The organism is Glutamicibacter sp. NPDC087661, from assembly GCF_044743275.1.
Lineage (GTDB): Bacteria > Actinomycetota > Actinomycetes > Actinomycetales > Micrococcaceae > Glutamicibacter.
Window position 1 is genome coordinate 62,303 of sequence record NZ_JBIUWE010000005.1, and the last position, 21,546, is coordinate 83,848.

Genomic DNA, 21,546 nt, shown 5'->3' on the forward strand with positions numbered 1-21,546 from the left:
GGCACTGCTGCTTACAGCGGGATGTTGCCGTGCTTCTTCGGAGGCAGGCTAACGTGCTTCTCGCGCAGCGCGCGCAGGCCGCGAACCAGCTGGAAGCGGGTCTCGCTCGGGGCGATGACCGCATCCACGTAGCCCAGCTCCGCCGCCTGATAGGGGTTGAGCAGTTCGGCCTCGTAGTCGTCGATAATCTGCTTGCGGCGGGCCTCGACGTCTCCGCCTTCGGCTTCCACTGCGGCCAGATCGCGGCGGTAGAGGATGTTCACTGCGCCCTGGGCACCCATCACGCCGATTTGCGCGGTAGGCCAAGCCAGGTTCAGGTCCGCGCCCAGCTTCTTCGAACCCATCACGATGTACGCTCCGCCGTAGGCCTTGCGGGTGATCACGGTCAGCTTCGGCACCGTGGCCTCGGCGTAGGCGTAGAGCAGCTTCGCACCGCGGCGGATGATGCCCTGGAATTCCTGGTCCTTGCCCGGCAGGAAGCCTGGCACGTCCACGAAGGTGAGGATCGGGATGTTGAAGGCGTCGCAGTTGCGCACGAAGCGGGCAGCTTTTTCCGAGGCGGCGATATCCAAGGTGCCAGCGAACTGCATTGGCTGGTTGGCGACGATGCCCACGGTGCGCCCTTCGATGCGGGCGTAGCCAATCATCACGTTCGGTGCGTACAGCGACTGCATTTCAAAGAAATGCTCGTCGTCGACAACCGACTCGATGACCGTGCGCATGTCATAAGGCTGGTTGGCGGAGTCCGGGATGAGCGTATCGAGCTCCAGGTCCTCGGCAGTGATATCCAGCTCTTCATCGAATTCGGCAATCAGCGGATCCGAGAGGTTGGACGACGGGAGGAAATCGAGCAGTTCCTTGCAGAACTCCACGGCGTCTTCTTCATCGGACGCAAGATAGGTGGCGGTACCGGTATTGGCGTTGTGCTGGCGGGCGCCGCCCAGGGTTTCCATGTCGATTTCCTCGCCGGTAACCGTCTTGATGACGTCCGGACCGGTGATGAACATGTGGCTGGTCTTGTCGACCATGATCACGTAGTCGGTCAGTGCAGGGGAGTACGCTGCACCACCGGCCGATGGGCCCATGATCAGCGAGATCTGCGGGACAACGCCCGAGGCATGGACATTGTTGCGGAAGATGTCGGCGAACATGGCCAGGGAAGCGACGCCTTCTTGGATGCGGGCACCTCCGCCATCCAGGATGCCGACAACTGGGCAGCCGTTGCGCAGCGCAAATTCCTGGACCTTGACGATTTTCTCGCCATTGACCTGGGACAGGGAGCCGCCGTAGACGGTGAAGTCCTGGGAGTAGACAGCCACCAGGCGGCCATCGACGGTGCCGTAGCCGGAGACCAGCCCATCGCCTAATGGCTTCTTCTTCTCCATGCCGAAGGCGGTGGAGCGGTGGACTGCGAGGGCGTCGAACTCAACGAAGGAATCCTCGTCCATGAGCATTTCAATGCGTTCGCGGGCAGTGTGCTTGCCGCGGGAGTGCTGCTTTTCAATCGCTGCTTCGCCACTTGGCGCTTTAGAGAGCTTCTGGCGGCGGCGGAACTCAGCAAGCTTTCCGGCGGTGGTGGACAGGTCGATTGACTCGGCTGCCTCGGTTCTGCCCTGCGTCATGCCTTCGACTCCCTCGAGTTGTCTTCAATGTGTAGGAATGGCACAAGAAAAATGCCAACTAAGCCAGTCTAGCTGGGCAAACAGCTCATTTGTTTGTAGGAATCTTACAAAATGGCCCGATATCTGGTGCGTGGCACGCCAGAATAAGTTACTGAACAGTAGCTTAGTGGGGGATCATCGCGTAATCTATATCACATGACTAGTGAATCGCGCACTCTTATCGCACCTGTTCCCGGGAACCTGGAAAACCGCACCATCCTGATGAGCGGCGGTAGCCGCGGCATCGGCCTGGCTATCGCCCTGGCCGCAGCCAGGCTGGGGGCCAACGTGGTCCTGCTGTCCAAGACCGATACGCCGCATCCGGCACTGGAAGGGACCATCCATACCGCCGTTGCGCAAATCGAAGAAGCAGGTGGCAAGGGCCTGGCCGTAGTTGGCGATGTCCGCGTGGACGCCGATGTGCAGCGCGCGGTGGAAGAGGCGGTTGCAAAGTTCGGCGGCATCGACATTGTGGTCAACAACGCCTCGGCCATCAACCTGGCCAAGACCGATCAGCTTGATATGAAGCGCTACGACCTGATGCAGGACATCAACGTCCGCGGCACTTTCCTGCTCTCAAAGTCCGCGCTCCCGTACCTGCGCGCCTCCGAGCATGCCCATGTACTCACCCTCTCCCCGCCATTGAACCTGGAACCGAAGTGGGCTGGACGGCATTTGGCCTACACCATGGCCAAATACGGCATGTCGCTGACCACCCTTGGCCTGGCCGAAGAGCTGAAGGACGATGGCGTCGGCGTGAACTCGCTCTGGCCCGAAACCCTGATCGATACCGCAGCCATCCGGAACCTGCCAGGCGGACAGGAAATGGTTCAGGGAGCGCGCGACGCTTCGGTCGTGGCAGATGCCGCCATGGCCATTCTTGCCAGCCCGCCGGCCGGAGTCAGCGGAAACTTCTTCACGGATGGACAGGTGCTGACGCTGGCTGGGGAGACGGACCTGGAGAAGTACACCTTGAACCCCGAAGTCCCGCTGGTTGAAGACATCTTCCTCTAGGCAGATGACGAGGCAGGACTAAGCGTAATCATCGGCCGGTGCCATAGGGTTGGAGGTATGGAAAACCCGCATGGCACCGACCGCGCAATTCTCGATTCCCGGCTCTTCACCGAGCTCACCGCCCAGCTGGAATTGGGGCTGGTTAATATCAAGCCAACCTCCGGTTCAACCAATACCGAGTTGGCGCAACTGGCTGGCAATGGGGATGCCGGCCACCTCAGCGTGTACTTCACGGAGCACCAGCAGGCAGGCAAAGGGCGTTTGGGCCGTGAATGGGTAACTCCGGCAGGATCCTCCCTGACCGTCAGTGTCTTGGCGGTGCCGGGTCCCAGCTTCCCTGCCGAATCCCTGTCTTGGTACACCATGCTTGCGGCCTTGGCCTGGAGCCGAGCCGCCGAGAATATCGGCGGCGTTCCCTTGGGCATCAAATGGCCCAACGATTTGTTGGCCGGAGAGCAGAAAGTCTGCGGCATACTGGCGCAAATGGTTCCAACTGGCAACGGCTACGGGGTAGTGGTTGGCACCGGAATCAACGTGAACCAGAACCGGGACGAGCTTCCGGTGCCCACCGCGACGTCCCTGCGTTTGGCTGGCGCCCAGAACTTGGACCGCACCGAACTGCTGGCTGAGTACCTGAAGCAATTCGCAGCACTGGATCAGGGTTTCCGCCGGGTCGGCGGCTTTGCGCAGATGCCGTTGCCGGGAAATAATGGAAAATCTTTGCGCCAGCTCGTCAGCGACAAGCTGGCCACACTGGGACATGAAGTGCGTGTGGAATTCCCCGATGGATCCACGCTAGTTGGCAACGCGGTCGAGTTGGGCGCAGACGGCTCACTGGTTCTGGAATATGGAACCGGGCAGCGGAAGCACGTGATGGCAGGGGACGTGCACCACGTACGGCGCGCCGACGGAAAGTATGCCTAACCAGACTTGGGTCTTGGCCCGGGACTATTATTGGAGATGATGACCGAAACACGGAGTCGAGAACAGGAGGGGCGAGGAACAACACGATGAAGTTGCCGCTGCATGAAAGGGAACGAGTGATTATCAAAACTCGTGAACATTCGCGAGTGCTGCGCCAGCCCGTGGGAGCCTTCCTCGTATTGACTGCCGTGTGCACCTTCTCGTTGGGCTATCTCTCCCGGGACGATCTCTCGGACTGGCTAGCTGGCAACGCGAATGTGTGGATGGTCGTTTCGGTGGTTCTCTGGGCCGCACTGGTGCTGATCTGGAGCGTGATTCCCTGGGCCCGGTGGCTACGCAGCCAAATCGTCTTGACCACCGAGCGGATCATGTTCCGGCCCACATACAACGATGGCAAGCTGCAATCTGTAGGATTATTTACAGTTCGCGACCTCGTCGCGCACAGCAAGGCGAAGAACACCATGACGCGTGCGGGAACCTTGGATATCGTGCTGAACCAGGGATACGTGAGACTCTCACATGTCCCCTCGGTACCGTATTTCCGTTCCCTGGCAATGGAGGCGATGGCGAACCTGCGCAGCAACCAGAATGCGGTGCATACCGAAACGACGAACAGTGAGGGCATGGGGGCATGAGCACCGAGCACACCAACACACCCCGAGCAGACTCTCCGCAGTCCGCCGCCGAGGCTGTCCGCGGCGCCCGCCAGCACCCCCCTGTGGCCACACCGGCCGAGTCGGATCCAATTTTCGAACTTGCGCAGGCCATGGAAGGCCCCTTGCGCATTCCGGCCCACACCCCCGACGCTGTCCGCGACACCGTCGCTTCGCTGGAAAGGCGGCTCATCGGCGGCCAACGCGAATTCCGTCGCCGCGAGGTCGCTTCCGAGGCCGGTGTTTCCCTGCACTCCGCGCGCAAGCTCTGGCGCGCCATCGGCTTCCCTGAACTCAGCGATGATGAAGTGTTCTTCACCCAGGCCGACAAGGAAGCCCTGGGCACCATGGTGGGGATGGTCCGCGAAGGCAAGCTGACCGAAGAAACCGCCATTTCCCTGATGCGTTCGGTTGGCCAGATGACTGACCGCATGGTGGTGTGGCAGATCGAAGCACTGGTTGAGGACATGATCGCCAACCAGAACATGTCGGACCGCCAGGCGCGCCGCCAGCTTTTCGGCCTGCTGCCCGAAATCATTCCAGCGATTGAAGACCTGCTGCTCTACTCATGGCGCCGCCAGCTGAACTCTGCCGTGCACCGCATGGCATTGCGGGTGGAAACCGGAGTGGCTGCCTACAACCAAGACCGTGGCGACGAAGATGGCGGCACCCCGCTGCCGCTGGCCCGTGCGGTGGGCTTTGCCGACCTGGTCTCCTACACTTCGCTGTCGCGCCGCATGAACGAGCGCACCCTGGCCCAGCTGGTGCAGCGCTTCGAAGCCAAATGCGCCGAGGTCATTTCCGTGGGCGGTGGCCGCCTGGTCAAGACCATTGGCGATGAAGTGCTCTACGTGGCCGAAACCCCGCAGGCTGGCGCCGAGATTGCGCTGTCCCTGTCGCGCGAGCTGGCCAAGGACGAGCTCTTCCCGCAAACCCGCGGCGCGGTGGTCTGGGGCCGGCTGCTCTCACGCCTGGGTGATATCTATGGTCCTACGGTGAACATGGCGGCTCGGCTGACCTCGCTGGCGGAACCGGGCACCGTGCTGACCGACGCGATTACCGCAAACACGTTGCGCAATGACGCACGCTTTGTGCTCACCGCCCAGGAAATCACCGCGGTGCGCGGCTTTGGAGACATTCAACCCTATGAGCTCTCCGCAGGCGAGGGAGCAGGACTGGTGATCGACTAATGGCTAAAGAACCAGCACCGGTACCGTTCATCCTCGCCGCGGCAGGGCTGACGGACGTGGGCCGGAAACGAACGCAAAACCAGGACCGCATCCTGATGCATGACATCGTGTATGCGGTAGCCGACGGCATGGGCGGTCACGAAGCTGGCGAGGTGGCCAGCCAGCTTGCGGTGGAAACGATGCAGGAAATCTGCACCTTCGCCAATAAGACGTCGGTTCGGAAACTGCCATCCGTGCCGGATGTCCAGCGCCAGGTGCAACTGGCTGATGACCGCATTCGCGAAGCGCTTGAATCACGTGGCGGCACTACCTTGTGCGCATTGGTGCAGATCAAGACCCCCGGCAAAGGCCGGGACAATGTGACCGCTCCACTGGCCGCGGTGCCGCCCTGGACCTCAAGTTTCGCGATGACGCAGAACACTGATGTCATCTCCAAGATCACTCCGCAAATGCTGGAGAACCACCGCGCCAGTTTGGCTCCAGCTACCGAGCCGATCCCGGTGGTCGCCGATGAAATCCCGAGCTTGTTGCTGGTCAACGTGGGGGACTCGCGCGGATACCGGTTGCGTGATGGCGCCCTGCAGCAGCTGACCCGTGACCACTCGGCCGTGCAGGAAATGGTGGATGCCGGGCAGATCACCGAGTTGGAAGCCCGCAATCATCCGCACCGGAATCTGATTACCCGTGCGCTTGGCGCCGGCGCCGAAAGCCAGCCGGATCTCACCGTCTTGCAGCCACGCATCGGCGACCGCTACATGCTGTGCAGCGACGGGCTCTCGGGCGAACTGACCGAAGACATCTTGCAGACCTTGCTGGTGAACTACAAGGACCGCACCGAAGCGGCCCGGATTCTCACCGGGGCCGCACTGGAAGCTGGCGGCCGGGACAACATCGCGGTGATTGTCCTTGATGTGCTGGCAGCCGAGTCCGCGCAAATTGACGCACCTGGGAACTAGGGCTCCAAGCCAGCTAAACTGTCCGCCGGTGGGGCACAATTGAATACGTGAGTGAAAAAGACGTAACACCAGTTGAGGCCACCAACGTTCCGCCAGAAGCTGACAAGTCCCGCTATGAACAGCTGGTCGAGCAGATCCGTGCCCACCGCGAGGCGTACTACCAAAACGATGCTCCTCTGGTCTCCGACGCGCAATACGATGCGTTGTTCCATGAGCTCCAGCTGCTCGAGGCAACCTATCCCATCCTGGCTGGACAGGATTCGCCCACGCAGGAAGTCGGCGGCGAAGTTTCCGCCGCCTTCGCATCGGTCACCCACGCAAGCCGCATGTACTCGCTGGAAGACGTTTTCTCACTTGATGAACTCGAAGCGTGGCTCGAACGTGCCCAGGTCAATGCCGAACGCCTGCACCCGCAAACCCCGGTCAAGTGGCTGTGCGAAGTCAAAATCGATGGCCTGGCACTGAACCTGACCTACCGCCAGGGCAAGCTGGTGCGTGCAGCTACCCGCGGCGACGGCACCACCGGTGAAGACGTTACCCACAATGCGCTGACCATCGGCGACATCCCGCAGGAGTTGTCCGGCACCGGCTGGCCCGAAGAATTCGAAGTCCGCGGCGAAGTTTTCATTGCCACCGATGACTTCAACAAGTTCAACGAAGCGTTGATTGCCCAGGGCAAGGCGCCCCTGGCCAACCCGCGCAACGCGGCCGCCGGGTCCTTGCGCCAGAAAGACCCGGAACAGACTGCTAAGCGCCCGCTGCGCATGTTCGTGCACGGACTGGGCCGCAGCCGCGATTTCAACCTTGCTGAACAGTCCCAGGCTTACGAGCTGATGCGCAACTGGGGTCTTCCGGTTTCGCCCTACGGCCGCGTTGTCGGCAGCCGCCAGGAAGCCAAGGACTACATTGCCGAGCACGGCGAGAAGCGCCACGACTTGATCCATGACATCGATGGCATCGTCATCAAGGTCGATGACCTGGCCACCCAGGAACAGCTGGGCTACACCTCGCGTGTTCCACGCTGGGCTGTCGCCTACAAGTACCCGCCAGAAGAAGTGCACACCAAGCTGCTGGACATCCAGGTCCAGGTGGGGCGCACCGGCCGCGTGACGCCTTTCGGCGTGATGGAACCGGTCCTCGTCGCTGGCTCCACCGTTGCCCGCGCGACCCTGCACAACCAGGAAGTCGTCAAGGCGAAGAACGTCAAGATTGGCGACACCATTATCCTGCGCAAGGCGGGAGACGTCATCCCTGAAATTGTTGGCCCGGTGCTGCCACTGCGTGACGGCAACGAAGACCTGCGTGATTTCGTCATGCCTGTCGAATGCCCATCCTGCGGGCAGCCACTGGCGCCGGCCAAGGAAGGCGATGTGGACATTCGTTGCCTCAACGCTGAATCCTGCCCGGCCCAGCTCACCGAACGCGTGGCCTACCTCGGCGGACGCAGCGCCCTTGATATCGAGGCACTGGGCTACGAAGCAGCTGCGGCCCTGACCAGCGGTCCGGGCGAGGACCCTGCCACCCAGGGCGGCATCATTCTGCCTGCTGGCCCCGGCCCGCTGAAAAACGAAGCCGAACTGTTCAACCTCAAGGACATGCTCGACGAGCTTGGCGAGGTGAAGGTATGGCGGGAAAAGCGTTCCAAGGGGGAAGGCACCGGCATTTTCGAGCTCGTCCCGTACTTCTACTCCAAGGCCACCGCCAAGAAGCCGTCAGAACCAACCAAGAGCACCATGAAGCTGCTCGATGAGCTGGAAAAGGCCAAGGGCAACCCGCTGTGGCGCGTGCTGGTGGCACTGTCCATCCGCCACGTTGGCCCGAACGCTTCGCGGGCCATTGCCACCCGCTACGGCTCCATGGATGCCCTGCTCGAGGTCCTTGACTCGGGCAACGCCGAGGCTGAACTGAGCGAAATCGATTCCGTCGGATCAATCATTGCCGACGCGCTGGTGGACTGGTTCAAGGTGGATTGGCACCGTGAAATTGTCTCCTCCTGGCAGGCCGCTGGGGTGAAGATGGAAGACGAGCAAGATGCGAACATCACCAAGAACCTCGAAGGCTTGGCCATTGTGGTGACCGGTACCTTGGAACACTATTCCCGCGATACCGCCAAGGAAGCGATCATTGTCCGTGGCGGCAAGGCCACAGGCAGCGTTTCGAAGAAGACGGACTTCCTGGTGGCCGGCGAAGCCGCAGGGTCAAAGCTGGACAAAGCCCAGTCCCTGGGTGTTCCGGTACTGGACGAAACCGGATTCGGCGTCCTGCTTGAACAGGGCCCAGACGCAGCGCGCGAGGTAGCCCTCGCCGCACTAACGGAAGGCTAGAAATGGACCGCGCAGTGACTCATGATCCGCTGGTAATGGTTGCCCGCCGGGCCGCCGCCGCCGGCGCCGAAGTACTCAACCGCCGCGATGAATCGCAGTTCAACCTCACCGACAAATCGGCGGCCGGGGACTGGGTGACCGACTTCGACCGTGCCGCCGAGGAAGCAATTCGCGCGGCCATCCTGACCTCCCGGCCCAACGACGAACTGACCGGCGAGGAATATCCAAGTGCCAAGCCTGCGAACCCGAGCGGCTTGCGCTGGAGCATTGATCCGCTGGATGGCACCACGAACTTCGTGCGCAACATCGCCTATTACTGCTCCTCGGTGGGCGTCTGCCAACGCAACGAGGATGGCAGCGAGACCTGGGTAGCCGCGGCCATCGTCGCCCCTGCATTGCAGGTGGAATACTTCGCCGGAAAGGGATTGGGTGCATGGAAGCTTGATCTGCGATCCGGGAAGCTCACACAGCTCACCGGGCCGGCCGAATCCGAGACCAGGATCCTGGCAACTGGCTTCGGCTATGATTCCCAGCGCCGCCAGTTCCAAGCCCAAGTGCTCGGGCAGATGCTCCAGGACTACGTCAATGTGCGCCGACTCGGCTCGGCCGCGCTGGACCTGTGCCTGGTGGCCGAGGGGTCTTTGGACGCCTACGCCGAATATGGCACCCAGGAGTATGACTGGGCTGCCGGCGCGCTGATTGCAGAGGAAGCCGGATGCCAGGTAGGCAGGCCCAGCAGCAACCCGGGCTGGCAGTACGCCGGATTGGTGGATCCAGCCAAGCTCGCGGAGCCTAGCGCCTAGGGAAGCAAAGCTGCTATCCACTGATGCGCGTAATGGATGGCGATGCCCACAGCTACACCGCCGCACACCTGTGTGGCGGTGTGCTGGTAGCTGCGGATCCGGGCCCAGGAAAGCACCGCAAGGAAGAACACCACTAGCGGCATCAGCTCGGCCTGCTGTCCCGCCACCTGCAAAACAACGTAGGTGCCCACAGCCAGGTGCACCGAGACCTTCCACCACAAATTGATCACGGCAACAAGCGCCAATCCAAGCAGGATGCTGAGCACTTCGAGGAAGATCCCGGAACCGGCATCCATGACCCGCAGCACGAGCAGGCCGCACAGGATCAATCCTGCGGTATAGGCATAGATCCCATGCCGCTGACGCCGTACGGTCACGTGCATATCGGTGACCTTGCCGCGCAGTTTCGCCCCGGCCAGGATCAGCCACGGAATAATCGTGGTGAACAAGGCGGCAACAATCGACTCGGTCCAGCGCACTGAGGAATCCCGCCATGGCGTTGCCAACAGCAACACGGTGGCCAGGATAATGGGGGAGAGCACGTGCGAAACCACTAAGGCGATTTTTCGCACCGCAAGAGGTGAGCTGGCTGTCGAGGTCTGCTGCATCGGGGTCATTGGCCTTGATAGGGGTAGCGGTTTACTGCCGTCGTGGCGACTAATCCACTGTACACGTGGAGCCGTCAATAATTCCCCTCGCAGGCCGACGGCGATGAGCCCTCGGATCCAACTTCCAATCCGCACTGCAACCGTGTACTCCGTCATCTTGGAGCGGGCGAGGCCATATCGGATCAAGGCCCGGATCTGAAAATCCCGGTTAACGCCGACGGTTCGTTCACCCACGTGCTTCCGGTGGATGCCAGTGAATTGCCCAGCCCGATGGCCGTCATCGTCCAGGCGCAGCCGCAGACCGGAGAATGCGGGGAATACGACTCCTGCGCGGTGCGCCAGTGGGCTGTGGTCATCGAGCCACAGGACCGCTAGCGAGCAGGATTAGCCTTGCGCGTTGACCAGGTAGTCGTTGCGGATCCGGATGAGCTTGGGCAGGTACCAGCCAAGCACGAGCCGCTCGGCTAACCAGCCCAAGGGACCCAATGGAGCGCTGAAGCGGATCTTGTCCACCATCAACGTCCCCTGGTCCGACTCGTAGAATTCATGGACGTGGTGGAAGGACTTGAAAGGCCCTCGCTCCTGCTGGTCGGTGAACGTGTGCGGGGCATCCAGGTCGGAAATCCTCGAGGTCATCCGGAAGGGGATGCCGAAATGCTTGGCACGCCAGGTGACCTGCTCGCCTAATCCGATAGTGCCGCTGGTAACCCCCGCCACGGCCTTTTCCTGCGAATCGGCCATTGAACCGGCGTGCGCGTCGATGCTGAGCGATTTCTCGAAGAGGTCGGCACGTGAAGCACCGCAAAGCGTAACGCATTCAAAGTAGACGGCCATGGCTTCAGTATGCCATTGGCTGGGCGGTTTAGCTGACCACGAGGTCTACGACGGTCAGTTCCTCAGCCGCGTCATCGTAGTATTCACGCAGTTTCAGCCCCTTGGCTGCCGCTTCATCAACTACTACCACTGCATCCTGGTGCAGCTGCAGGACGGATGCCGGGCAGGAAGCTGACAGCGGCCCTTCTACGGCAGCGGCAATGGCTCGGGCCTTGCCCGCGCCTACAGCCACCAGGACCAAGCGGCCGGCGTCAAGAATAGTACCTAGTCCCTGGGTGACGCAGTGGGTGGGAACGTGCTCGATGCCGTCGAAGAACCGGGCGTTGTCTTCACGGGTATTGGCCGCGAGGCGCTTGATGCGGGTGCGGCTTCGCAGCGCGCTGCCTGGTTCGTTGAAGCCCAGATGCCCATTGGATCCGATACCCAGAATCTGTACGTGGATGCCACCGGCCTGGGCGATGGAGGCATCGTACGCCCGGGCCGCCGTCTCGATGGCTTCCACGGATGCGGCCATGCCCTGCGGTACATGCAGGCAGCGGGCAGGCAAGCCGATGACATTGCAGACCTCGTTGATCAGCGTCTGGCGGTAGGACTGTTCGTGGGTGTCCGGGATCCCGATGTACTCATCCAAGGCGAAACCCTGGGTATCGGTGAAATCGGCACGGCCTTCCTGGACCGCACGGGAAAGTTCACGGTACAGGCCCAACGGAGACGAACCTGTGGCAAGCCCCAAATTCGAGGGGGCTCCAGCGCTGTGGTGGGCCAGGCCGGCCAACACTTTGTCGGCAGCGATGCGTGCAACTTCTTCAGGGGATGAACCAATGAGCACTCGCATGGTGGGCACTCTCCGATCTTGGCAGTGATGATTAGTGGAATACAGGTATGGAGAAACCGGGCGGCCCCGCTAGGTGATCCCCAGTTCATGGAATAGCACGTTGACCGCGCAACCTCGGAGCACCAGATGCTCTGGATCTTCGCTCAGCGAAAGCCGGAAGTTCTCGGCGCGTGCCGTATGCGAGCGCAGGGCCAGTGCTTCGCGTAGCGCTTGCGCGAGAGGCTGATCCACGACTTCCGGGGTCCCGGTGAAAATGACATCGCGAATGTCGAGTACCGAAAGAAGCGGGGCAAGTGCGCCAGCAAGATACGCGGCGATCCGCTGATCCAGCTGTTCCTTTGGTTCCCCCTCGGCCAGGGACTTCCAGATTGCAGGAACGGAAGCATAGGCTTCCAGGCAGCCGATTTGCCCGCAGCTGCATAAGACAGTGTCCTGCGCACGCTGGCGGACATGGCCCAGCTCGCCGGCGGCGAAATCCGAGCCGCGCACCAGGGTGTTGTGGGTGATGACGCCGCAGCCTACACCGCGCCCCAGGCGCAGCAAGATCATGTGGTCGCTGCCTTGGCCGAAAGTGTGCTCGGAAAGGATGGCGCAGTCGGCGTCATTGAGGACATGAGCGGCCAGGCCGGTAGCCTGCTCGACCGCAGATCGCAGGTCGTAGTCGCGCCAACCGAACTTTTCGGCTGCGAGGACAATTCCCCGATCGGTCACTACGCCGGGCGAGCCAATGCCCACGCCCAGAACCGGTGCGTCGCATTCGGCTAGGGCGGTGTCGAGCAGCTCCAGGAGCTGGACCGTCGCGGCCTCACCGGTTGCTTCACGTGCCTGGGCAGAAAAACTCTTGAGGATGGCGCCATCCAGATCCATGATGGCCGCCCGGAACGGGACAACGCCGGATAAGTCCACGCCGATGATCCTGAGCCCCGGGCGATTCAAATCGACGAGGGTGGAGGGCTTGCCGGGGCGTTTTTGCTCTTGCTGCCCGGTCTCAATGACGTGCGAGCGGTTGATCAATTCCGCGACCAGTTCCGAGACGGTGACACGTGTCAGGCCGGTAGCGCGTGCCAGATCGGCACGGCTCGAAGCGCCTTGGTCCGAAAGTGTTTGCAGAACCAGAGAGAGGTTGTGCTCCCTTCCATGGGACGGCAAAATAGCGCTGCCGTGCGACAGCACATTCCAGTCCTTGCGTGGGGAAGTCACAGGGTTAGTTAACTCCATTAACAAACTTGCGGGCAAGTTTTTCTCCCAGTTATTCGCAAGGCACTATTTCCCACCGCGAATCACTGCAGATCAGAGAAGAATTGCTCAGCAAAAATTTCAGCCAGAGCATCATTTGCCTTGGGCTCGGTGACGTGCAGAAACCCCCTGAGCTCGTGGCACACTTGGAGCATCATGACTGACACGCAAACTTTTTCAACCAGCATTGGCGACTTGTCGATTGAACTGGCTGCTCCCGAGCACTACCAGCGTGTGGGGGAGCTGACCGCAGAGTCCTATTTTGCCGCTGGGCATTTCGACAGCCCGGATAACGAGTACCTGGACTTCGTGCGCAAGGTGGCCGAGCGTGCAGCCCAGACCGAAATCTACGTGGTGCGCCGGGAAGAAGAGATCATCGGTTCCATGACCTTGATCCGGGCGGGCAGCGACTATGCGGACATTGCCAGAGCGGACGAGCTGGAAATCCGCATGCTCAGCGTTGATCCGGCCGCGCAGCGCAGGGGTGTTGGCCGGAGCATGGTGCAGGCCGCCATCGAGCGCGCCCGGCTCATTCCCGGAATCAATGCCGTCTCCCTGACTACCGGCAGCAGCTGGGATTCTGCCCGGGGACTGTATGAATCCCTCGGATTCGTCCACTATCCCGAACGCGACTGGTTTGTGCCGAACACCGATATCGAATTGGTTGTCTACGCCTATAGTCTGCAGCCAAGAAGGATTCAGCCTGGATCCAGGTGAACCGCCCATGACTTCGGCGGACACACGTTGTGGTCTGTCCGAGCGCGTGAATAGAATGGCGCCATGAGTGCTATTCGCCGAAGTGTTGCCGCCCTGTCCGTTGCGTCCCTGGCCATGGGCGCACTAAGTGCCTGCAGCGCTGGCGCGCCAGACCCGGCGCCTTCGGCTGATGCACTGGTATCCGCCATGAATAGCGGCGATTTCGGCTCAGTGCAATTCGCTGGGACCAGCCCGAAAGATGCAGCGAAAGCCCAGGAAACTGCCTTTGGCACCATGGGCGAAATCAAGCACATGAGCACCGTTCGTTCGGTGGCCGAAGACGAAGAAGAGCAAGATGGGGTCAAGACAGCTACCGCGAGCATCACCACGGTATGGGATATCGACAAGTCGGACAAGGATCTGAGCTACGACACCCAGGCTGTGTGGGAATTCGACAAGGAATCCGATTCCTGGAAACTGCGCTTTGACCCGTCAATACTTGCCCCTGAGTTCGAAACCGGCGACTACCTCAAAGCGGCCTTCGACCCTGCAGCACGAGGCAGCATCACCGATGCTGAAGGCGAAAGCATTGTCTCCAATCGGCCGGTGATTCGTGTTGGCATGGATAAGACCCACACCGGAAAAGAAAACTGGGAAAGCTCGGCGAAGAAACTGGCCAAGCTCGTGGACATCGATGAACAGGCCTATGCGCAACGAGTGATGGCCGCTGGCGACAAAGCCTGGGTGGAAGCTATTGTCTTGCGCGATGACGCAACGCGGGAAGTCACCGACGAGGAAATCAAGGGCATTCCGGGTGCCGGCTTCCACAACGACGAGCTGCCCTTGGCACCCACTCGCTCCTTCGCCCGCCCGCTGCTAGGCAGCGTTGGCAAGGCCACCGCCGAGAATATCGAGAAGTCTGAAGGCAAGGTCAAGGCCGGTGACCAGGTAGGCCAATCAGGATTGCAAGCCGCCTACAATGACACCCTCGCGGGAACTGCAGGAGTCTCGGTATCGCAGTACAACGCTGAAGATGAAGCGGTAGCGGAACTGATCACCACAGCCCCGGTAGCAGGCAAGGACCTGAAGACCACTTTGGACACCGGACTGCAGGAAACCGCGGATGAACTGTTGGCCGAAGCCGAATCGAACTCTGCCATCGTGGTCATTCGGCCCTCTGACGGCAGCGTCCTCGCGGCCTCCTCGGGCCCGGTTTCTTCCGGGCTGAACACCTCCTTGCAAGCTTCCTATGCACCGGGTTCTTCCTTCAAGGTCGTGAGCGCCTTGGCGATGCTGCGTGACGGAGCGACACCGGGTACCGAGGTCAAGTGCCCGGCAACCACGGTGGTGGATGGCAAGAGCTTCAAGAACTATGACGGCTATCCTGCTGCCGCCGTAGGCACCATCCCGCTATCCGAAGCAATCGCGCAGTCCTGCAACACGGTCTTTGTGAATCAGGGAACGGAAATTGGCGGCAAGAACCTGGCTGAAGCCGCGGCTGCTCTCGGCTTGCTGGCAGAGGACGGAACCGGTGCCGGCGCAGTGTTCGGTTCGGTGCCCGAAGATTCTGAAGGCACCACCCAGGCCGCGAACATGATTGGCCAGGGCGTGGTGGAAGCATCGCCACTGGGCATGGCCACCGTGATGGCATCGATCCAGGCGAAGTCCACGGTGCAGCCCAAGCTGATCCTGGCGCCAGAACCCCAGGCACCTGCCAAGCCGGCTTCCACGCTGAGCGAAGAGGAAGCAGGGCAGCTGTCCACCATGATGGCCGAGGTCGTGGACCACGGAACCCTGGAGGACCTGAAGGCAGTAGGCAGCGGAAAGATCATCGGCAAGAGCGGCACCGCCGAATACGACGGCGAAAAGAACGCGCATGCCTGGGCCATCGCCGCCCAAGGCGATCTGGCGGTTGCCGCGTTCGTCGAGGATGGAGACGGCGGAGCCCAGACGGCGGGACCGCTGGTGAAGTCCATGCTGGAGGAAGCGGCCAAATAGTAGCGCGGGGTGCTGCTCAGCCCCGCTGGGCGAAGTATTCGCCGGCGAGCAGGCTCAGCTGCACCTGGTCGTGGAATACGCCATTGTGGAAGTACACCTCGCGTTGGCGCCCCTCCTGGGTATACCCGGCTTTCTCATAAGCCCGGATGGCCCGCTGGTTGAAGGCGGCAACGCACAGGCTAATCCGGTGCAGTCCCAACTCGCGGAAACCATAGCCGGACATCAATGCGGTGGCACGGGTGCCGAAACCCTGGCCGACGAAGTCCGGGCCGATCATCACCGCCATTTCAGCGGCGCGATGGGGCAACTGGCCGCCATGCAGCGTGATGTGCCCGATGAAGGTTCCGCTGCCGCGCTCGAAGATGCTGAAGCCGGCATCGCCGGAATAGGGCTTGTTCTCGCTCCACTGTGCGAACATTTCCACGAGCGGAGTCCCGGGACGCGGTTTGATGGTTCGTTGCTGGAGCACCGCCCAGGCCGGATCGTTCCACCACCCGGCCATGACCGAGAAGTCCTCGTGCTCGGACTCGCGCAGTTCAATGGCGGCATCCCGCAGCAGGTTCTGCCCGTACTGCTGCGCCTGCTGAACTTCATCCCATGGCTCATGTGTGTGCATGAAACCATCGTAGGAGCTATCGGCTGGCCAAAGAACCGTTGCGCTAACACTTGTGCCTAATACCAGCAATTGACAGACTAAGCTCATGGGAATCGTCTACAACACCACCATGTCTCCAACCAAGACCGAGTTGGTGGCAGCCTGGCTGGCCAAGCAGGAGTTCTACACCGGCCAGGGCGCGCCGAAACTTGAAAGTGTTGGCGGATTCCGTCTGGAAGACCCGCAGGGTGAAGTTGGTATCGAGTTGAGCTTCTACGCTGACCACAGCGATACCTCTGACGTGATTTACCACGTTCCGCTGACCTATCGGGATGCCCCGGTTGACGGTGCGGAACGCTACCTACTGGGAACGAGCGAGCACGCGATTCTGGGCACCCGCTTTGTCTATGACGCCGCCGGCGACCCCATTTTCATCGCCCAGGCACGTGAACTGCTGGCCGGAAATGCCACGCCGCAGCACCGGTCCGAGTCCTTTACCGCGGATCCGCGGATCCTGGTCCGCGGCGAGAGTCGGGGCAAAGACGCGGTGATCATCCGCAAACCGGTAGCCGGCGATCCCGCCGAAGCCGGTGTTATCGGGATCTGGGAGAACGCCCTCGGCCAGGACCTGAGCGGTTTGGTATTGCGCACAGCATAACTAATGCCCCGCATATAGGCATTGGGGCAGGCGCGTAAGGGATAGACTTGTCTATGAAACCCAACCGCCATTCTAGGGAGATACATGTCTGCCATCAGCCGTGAGGACGTTGTGCATCTGGCACACCTTGCCCACATCGAGATGAGCGACGCAGAGCTGGACAAAATGACCGGTGAACTCGACGCTATCGTCGGTGCCATCGCGTCCGTCAGCGAAGTCGCCGCCTCCGACGTCCCAGCCACCAGCCACCCGATCCCGCTGACCAACGTGTTGCGCGAAGATACGGTGGGGCAGACGCTGAGCATTGAAGAAGTTCTGCTCAACGCGCCTGATTCGGACTCGGACCGCTTCAAGGTCCCGGCTATTCTGGATGGTGAATAATCCAAGTGAATGAACTGATTAAGCTTTCCGCCACCGAGCTGGCCGCCAAGCTGCGCGCCGGCAAAGCCACCTCCGTTCAAGCAGTCCAGGCCCACCTGGACCGCATCGCCGAGGTTGACGGCGCACTGAATGCCTTCCTGCATGTGAACGCCGAAGAAGCGCTCGCCGTCGCAGCCGAAGTTGACGCCATCCGTGCCGCCGGCGGCGCGCAGGCCGAAGCCCTGCACCCGCTGGCCGGCGTGCCCATCGCGATCAAGGACCTGATCGTCACCAAGGGCCAGCCGACCACCGCGGCATCGAAGATGCTCGAAGGCTGGATGAGCCCCTACGATGCGACCGTGATCGAGAAGATCCGCGCTGCCAAGCTGCCAATGCTGGGCAAGACCAACCTGGATGAATTCGCCATGGGTTCCTCCACCGAGCACTCCGCCTACGGCGTGACCCGCAACCCGTGGAACCTGAACCGCATTCCGGGCGGGTCCGGCGGCGGCTCGGCCGCAGCCGTGGCCTCCTTCGAAGCTCCGCTGGCACTGGGCACCGACACCGGCGGCTCCATCCGCCAGCCAGGCGCCGTCACCGGTACCGTCGGCGTGAAACCGACCTACGGTGCCGTCTCACGCTACGGCGCGATCGCCATGGCCTCCTCGCTGGACCAGATCGGCCCGGTCTCCCGTACCGTGCTGGACTCGGCCTACCTGCAGGAACTGATCGGCGGGCACGATCCCAAGGATTCCACCTCGCTGCCCAACCCGCTCGAAGGCCTGGTTGCCGCCGCTGAATCCGGCGCCACCGGGGACATCAAGGGCCTGCGCATTGGCGTCATCAAGGAACTGACCGGCGAAGGCTACCAGGAGGGTGTCCAAGCACGCTTCAACGAGTCGCTGGAACTGCTCAAGGCCGCCGGTGCAGAAATCGTCGAGGTTTCCTGCCCGAACTTCAAGTACGCGCTGGGCGCCTACTACCTGATCATGCCGTCGGAAGTTTCCTCCAACCTGGCCAAGTTCGATGGTGTGCGCTACGGCCACCGCGTGCTTCCGGAAGAGGGCCCGATGACCATCGAGCGCGTCATGGGCTCCACCCGTGCCGCCGGCTTCGGCGACGAGGTCAAGCGCCGCATCATCCTGGGCACCTACGCCCTGTCCGCCGGCTACTACGACGCCTACTACGGCTCGGCGCAGAAGGTCCGCACGCTGATCCAGCGCGACTTCGAGGCCGCTTTCGAGCAGGCCGACGTGCTGGTTTCCCCCACCGCGCCGACCGTCGCCTTCGAGCTGGGCGCGAACGACAACGACCCGCTGGCCATGTACCTCAACGACGTGGCCACCATCCCGGCCAACCTCGCTGGCGTTCCGGGCATCACCGTCCCGGGCGGCCTGTCCGAGAACCTGCCGGTAGGCATCCAGTTCCTGGCCCCGGCCTACGAGGATGCCCGCTTGTACCGTGCCGGCGCGGCACTGGAAACCCTGCTCGAGAAGCAGTGGGGCCACTCGCTGATCTCGCAGGCACCAGCCATTGACACCGCTTCGATCGCGCAGGAGGCCTAGGCACCATGAGCAACTACACCGATGAACTGGTCGACTTCGACGAGGCACTGGATCGCTACGACCCGGTCCTGGGCTTCGAGGTCCACGTCGAGCTAAACACCAAGACCAAGATGTTCTCCGACGCGCCGAACGCTTTTGGCGATGCCCCGAACACCAACGTCACCCCGGTAGACCTGGGCCTGCCCGGCGTGCTGCCGGTGGTCAACAAGACCGCCGTGGAGTACTCCATCCTGATCGGCCTGGCACTGAACTGCCAGATCGCGCAGAAGTGCGGCTTCGCCCGCAAGAACTACTTCTACCCGGATACCCCGAAGAACTTCCAGACCTCCCAGTACGATGATCCGATTGCCTTCGACGGCTACCTGGACATCGAGCTGGAAGACGGCGAAGTCTTCCGCGTCGAGATCGAACGCGCCCACATGGAAGAAGATGCCGGCAAGCTGACCCACATGGGTGGCGCTGCCGGGCGCATCCAGGGTGCGGACTACTCGCTGGTTGACTACAACCGTGCTGGTGTTCCGCTGGTGGAGATCGTGACCAAGCCAATCGTAGGCGCCGGCAAGCGCGCTCCCGAGCTGGCCAAGGCCTACGTGGCCGCCGTGCGCGAAATCGTGAAGAACCTGGGCGTTTCGGATGCCAAGATGGAACGCGGCAACGTGCGTTGCGATGCCAACGTCTCGCTGATGCCCAAGGGCGCGGAGAAGTTCGGCACCCGTACCGAAACCAAGAACGTGAACTCCCTGCGCGCGGTGGAGCACGCCGTGCACTTCGAGATCGAGCGGCACGCAGCGGTGCTGGATTCCGGGGCGAAGATCGTCCAGGAAACCCGCCACTGGCATGAGGACACCCGTTCGACCACCTCGGGCCGCCCGAAGTCGGATGCCGATGACTACCGCTACTTCCCGGAGCCGGATCTGGTGCCTATCGTCACCACCGCCGAATGGGTCGAAGAGCTGCGCGGCCGCCTGCCGGAACCGCCAGCCGAGCGCCGCAAGCGCCTGAAGGCCGAGTGGGGCTACGCGGACAAGGAATTCCGCGACGTGGTCAACGCCGGTGTGCTCGACGAGATCGAGCAGACCATTGCCGCTGGCGCCAGCGCCGCTGTGGCCCGCAAGTGGTGGATGGGCGAGATCGCCCGCCTGGCCAAGGCCGCGGACAAGGACATCGCCGATCTGGGCGTGAGCGCTGCGACCATCGTTGAGCTGAACTCGCTGATCGAGGCGAAGAAGATCAACGACAAGATCGCCCGCCAGGTGCTGGAATTCGCCATCGCCGGCGAAGGCACCCCAAGCGAAATCGTCGAGAGGCGCAGCTTGGCTGTGGTGAATGACGATGATGCCTTGGGCAAGGCCGTGGATGATGCCATGGCTGCCATGCCTGATGTGGTCGAGAAGATCAAGGGCGGCAAGATGCAGGCCATCGGTGCGCTGATGGGCCCTGTCATGAAGGCCACCCGCGGACAGGCCGACGCCGGCCGCGTGCGCGAAATCGTGATGGAGAAGCTGGGACTCTAGTCCCCGGACTCCAGCCCTGGCGCCAGCCTCGGACTTCCAAGCGTGAAGTCCGAGGCTGGCGTTTTTTTAACAAGCATTACGCGCAAGCGGTCTTGATGGCACAAGTTTTTATGAGTCGTTTTTATATTCAGTTATCATCTGAACATGATCAATGCATCTCGTGGAGCAAGAATTTTCAGCACGGTGGCCGCGGTTGGGCTGCTGCTCACTGGGTGCAGCGAACCAGAGCCGGACCTGGAATCCTCAACGCCAACGGTAGTTCCTTCGCCGAGCAAGGAAGAACCTGGGATCGAATCCCTGCGAGATGCGGATCTTGGAAACGCAACCTGGATGGATCCGATGGCGCTCGATGGCAAACCCTCGAAGATTCGTCTTGAGAATTCGAAAGCCAGCGATGAATTCAACAGCTATGAGCTGGGCAAGATCGTCTACGCGGATCTGGATGGCGACGGCGTAGACGATGCCGTCGCATCGTTCATCAGCACGTCCGGCAATGCCTATTGGGAGCACTTCGTTGCCTGGGTTGCGACGGAGGAGGGGCCAGTCCAAGTTCCCGGCGAGATCGCTTATTCGCATAATTGCGGATCCACCGTTGCGAGCGTGGTGCCAGCCACGCAGGGCGTCAAGGTCACTGAGTACCTGCGCAGCGATTTCCAGAATACTGCCTGCGCGGAAAATGGCCCGCTGGAACAGGTTCGAACGGTAGGCGTAAAACAGTATTCCGGCGATGACCAGTACTACCTCGTGCGCACGGACGGTCTTGGAGGCGACGGTGGATACTGCCACCCGGAGGCAAATGGCGACACCATTTCCGTGTCGATCCCCGTCTATTCTGCCCCGAACGCCAAGAGCGAGATGCCTCTGGACGATCAAGAAATGATGGGCTACCTGGCCGGACCGGAAGCCATGGAGGAAGTCACCGACGACGGGCAGTGGATGCTGGGCACGGTGCTGATCAGGGATGGGCAAGCGGTGTCGGGCATGCAGACGCGCTGCGCGTGGATGCCGACGATGAAAAACCCGCTGCATACCGACGGGGACGCGGTGCTGGGTGAAAACGGCCAGCCGGCTGGATAGGGCGAAGTGGAACCTGCCTGGAATTGCACCTTCCGGCTTCCAGCA

The 21,546-nt window shown here is 61.7% G+C and carries 21 protein-coding genes; 15 read left to right on the top strand and 6 right to left on the bottom strand.

Annotated features, from left to right (window positions below; genetic code table 11):
• Nucleotides 1-11: 11 nt before the first annotated feature.
• Nucleotides 12-1,622, bottom strand: a complete 1,611-nt coding sequence (locus ACIOTN_RS13695) for an acyl-CoA carboxylase subunit beta (protein WP_105657137.1) — start codon at nucleotides 1,620-1,622, stop codon at nucleotides 12-14.
• A 195-nt stretch (nucleotides 1,623-1,817) separates the two neighbouring features.
• On the opposite strand from ACIOTN_RS13695, the gene ACIOTN_RS13700 reads away from it, so the two are divergent.
• The 7 genes from ACIOTN_RS13700 (at nucleotide 1,818) to ACIOTN_RS13730 (ending at nucleotide 9,525) form a co-directional block, all read left to right on the top strand.
• Nucleotides 1,818-2,675, top strand: a complete 858-nt coding sequence (locus ACIOTN_RS13700) for an NAD(P)-dependent oxidoreductase (RefSeq protein ID WP_105657138.1) — start codon at nucleotides 1,818-1,820, stop codon at nucleotides 2,673-2,675.
• A gap of 57 nt (nucleotides 2,676-2,732) precedes the next feature.
• Entirely contained in the window at nucleotides 2,733-3,599 is an 867-nt protein-coding gene (locus ACIOTN_RS13705; RefSeq protein ID WP_105657139.1) for a biotin--[acetyl-CoA-carboxylase] ligase, read from the top strand.
• An 86-nt stretch (nucleotides 3,600-3,685) separates the two neighbouring features.
• Nucleotides 3,686-4,234, top strand: coding sequence for a hypothetical protein (locus tag ACIOTN_RS13710; protein ID WP_105657140.1), 549 nt, complete (start codon nucleotides 3,686-3,688; stop codon nucleotides 4,232-4,234).
• On the top strand, nucleotides 4,231-5,442 hold the full coding sequence (locus tag ACIOTN_RS13715; protein ID WP_105657141.1) for an adenylate/guanylate cyclase domain-containing protein: 1,212 nt from the start codon (nucleotides 4,231-4,233) through the stop codon (nucleotides 5,440-5,442). The genes ACIOTN_RS13710 and ACIOTN_RS13715 overlap by 4 nt, the downstream gene beginning before the upstream one ends.
• On the top strand, nucleotides 5,442-6,398 hold the full coding sequence (locus tag ACIOTN_RS13720) for a PP2C family serine/threonine-protein phosphatase (RefSeq protein WP_105657142.1): 957 nt from the start codon (nucleotides 5,442-5,444) through the stop codon (nucleotides 6,396-6,398). The genes ACIOTN_RS13715 and ACIOTN_RS13720 overlap by 1 nt, the downstream gene beginning before the upstream one ends.
• A gap of 47 nt (nucleotides 6,399-6,445) precedes the next feature.
• Nucleotides 6,446-8,722 (top strand): NAD-dependent DNA ligase LigA, encoded by a 2,277-nt coding sequence (gene ligA, locus ACIOTN_RS13725; protein ID WP_286134146.1) that lies wholly within the window; start codon nucleotides 6,446-6,448, stop codon nucleotides 8,720-8,722.
• A 2-nt stretch (nucleotides 8,723-8,724) separates the two neighbouring features.
• On the top strand, nucleotides 8,725-9,525 hold the full coding sequence (locus ACIOTN_RS13730; RefSeq protein WP_105657144.1) for an inositol monophosphatase family protein: 801 nt from the start codon (nucleotides 8,725-8,727) through the stop codon (nucleotides 9,523-9,525).
• Here the strand turns inward: ACIOTN_RS13730 and ACIOTN_RS13735 are convergent.
• The gene (locus ACIOTN_RS13735) at nucleotides 9,522-10,067 is read right to left on the bottom strand and encodes a hypothetical protein (RefSeq protein WP_332503373.1); all 546 of its coding nucleotides are present in this window, start codon (nucleotides 10,065-10,067) and stop codon (nucleotides 9,522-9,524) included. The genes ACIOTN_RS13730 and ACIOTN_RS13735 overlap by 4 nt on opposite strands.
• Nucleotides 10,068-10,376: 309 nt before the next feature.
• Between ACIOTN_RS13735 and ACIOTN_RS13740 the strand changes: the two genes are divergently transcribed.
• Nucleotides 10,377-10,508 carry a hypothetical protein gene (locus tag ACIOTN_RS13740; protein ID WP_402735512.1) on the top strand — a complete coding sequence of 44 codons (132 nt, stop codon included), beginning with the start codon at nucleotides 10,377-10,379 and terminating at the stop codon, nucleotides 10,506-10,508.
• A 9-nt stretch (nucleotides 10,509-10,517) separates the two neighbouring features.
• On the opposite strand, the gene ACIOTN_RS13745 is transcribed toward ACIOTN_RS13740, so the two are convergent.
• The 3 genes from ACIOTN_RS13745 to ACIOTN_RS13755 all read right to left on the bottom strand — a co-directional run bounded on the left by ACIOTN_RS13745 (nucleotide 10,518) and on the right by ACIOTN_RS13755 (nucleotide 13,002).
• Nucleotides 10,518-10,967 carry an SRPBCC family protein gene (locus ACIOTN_RS13745; RefSeq protein ID WP_133833022.1) on the bottom strand — a complete coding sequence of 150 codons (450 nt, stop codon included), beginning with the start codon at nucleotides 10,965-10,967 and terminating at the stop codon, nucleotides 10,518-10,520.
• Nucleotides 10,968-10,995: 28 nt separating this feature from the next.
• Complete coding sequence (locus tag ACIOTN_RS13750) at nucleotides 10,996-11,802, bottom strand: glucosamine-6-phosphate deaminase (protein ID WP_402735614.1); 807 nt, start codon at nucleotides 11,800-11,802, stop codon at nucleotides 10,996-10,998.
• 69 nt (nucleotides 11,803-11,871) lie between these two features.
• Nucleotides 11,872-13,002 carry an ROK family transcriptional regulator gene (locus ACIOTN_RS13755; protein ID WP_166650656.1) on the bottom strand — a complete coding sequence of 377 codons (1,131 nt, stop codon included), beginning with the start codon at nucleotides 13,000-13,002 and terminating at the stop codon, nucleotides 11,872-11,874.
• 192 nt (nucleotides 13,003-13,194) lie between these two features.
• On the opposite strand from ACIOTN_RS13755, the gene ACIOTN_RS13760 reads away from it, so the two are divergent.
• Together ACIOTN_RS13760 and ACIOTN_RS13765 are read left to right on the top strand one after the other, a co-directional pair.
• Nucleotides 13,195-13,755, top strand: coding sequence for a GNAT family N-acetyltransferase (locus ACIOTN_RS13760; RefSeq protein WP_402735513.1), 561 nt, complete (start codon nucleotides 13,195-13,197; stop codon nucleotides 13,753-13,755).
• 63 nt (nucleotides 13,756-13,818) lie between these two features.
• Nucleotides 13,819-15,732 (top strand): penicillin-binding transpeptidase domain-containing protein, encoded by a 1,914-nt coding sequence (locus ACIOTN_RS13765; protein ID WP_402735514.1) that lies wholly within the window; start codon nucleotides 13,819-13,821, stop codon nucleotides 15,730-15,732.
• 16 nt (nucleotides 15,733-15,748) lie between these two features.
• Here the strand turns inward: ACIOTN_RS13765 and ACIOTN_RS13770 are convergent, their stop codons facing one another.
• Nucleotides 15,749-16,348 (bottom strand): GNAT family N-acetyltransferase, encoded by a 600-nt coding sequence (locus ACIOTN_RS13770; RefSeq protein WP_402735515.1) that lies wholly within the window; start codon nucleotides 16,346-16,348, stop codon nucleotides 15,749-15,751.
• Between the two features lie 85 nt (nucleotides 16,349-16,433).
• Between ACIOTN_RS13770 and ACIOTN_RS13775 the strand changes: the two genes are divergently transcribed.
• The 5 genes from ACIOTN_RS13775 (at nucleotide 16,434) to ACIOTN_RS13795 (ending at nucleotide 21,501) form a co-directional block, all read left to right on the top strand.
• Nucleotides 16,434-16,985, top strand: a complete 552-nt coding sequence (locus ACIOTN_RS13775) for a maltokinase N-terminal cap-like domain-containing protein (RefSeq protein ID WP_133833017.1) — start codon at nucleotides 16,434-16,436, stop codon at nucleotides 16,983-16,985.
• An 84-nt stretch (nucleotides 16,986-17,069) separates the two neighbouring features.
• Nucleotides 17,070-17,366: an Asp-tRNA(Asn)/Glu-tRNA(Gln) amidotransferase subunit GatC gene (gene gatC, locus ACIOTN_RS13780; protein WP_038989805.1), complete on the top strand. Its 297-nt coding sequence runs from the start codon at nucleotides 17,070-17,072 to the stop codon at nucleotides 17,364-17,366.
• Between the two features lie 5 nt (nucleotides 17,367-17,371).
• Complete coding sequence (gene gatA / locus ACIOTN_RS13785; RefSeq protein ID WP_402735516.1) at nucleotides 17,372-18,910, top strand: Asp-tRNA(Asn)/Glu-tRNA(Gln) amidotransferase subunit GatA; 1,539 nt, start codon at nucleotides 17,372-17,374, stop codon at nucleotides 18,908-18,910.
• A gap of 5 nt (nucleotides 18,911-18,915) precedes the next feature.
• The gene (gene gatB / locus ACIOTN_RS13790; protein ID WP_402735517.1) at nucleotides 18,916-20,424 is read left to right on the top strand and encodes an Asp-tRNA(Asn)/Glu-tRNA(Gln) amidotransferase subunit GatB; all 1,509 of its coding nucleotides are present in this window, start codon (nucleotides 18,916-18,918) and stop codon (nucleotides 20,422-20,424) included.
• 144 nt (nucleotides 20,425-20,568) lie between these two features.
• Nucleotides 20,569-21,501: a hypothetical protein gene (locus tag ACIOTN_RS13795; RefSeq protein ID WP_402735518.1), complete on the top strand. Its 933-nt coding sequence runs from the start codon at nucleotides 20,569-20,571 to the stop codon at nucleotides 21,499-21,501.
• Nucleotides 21,502-21,546: the final 45 nt, after the last annotated feature.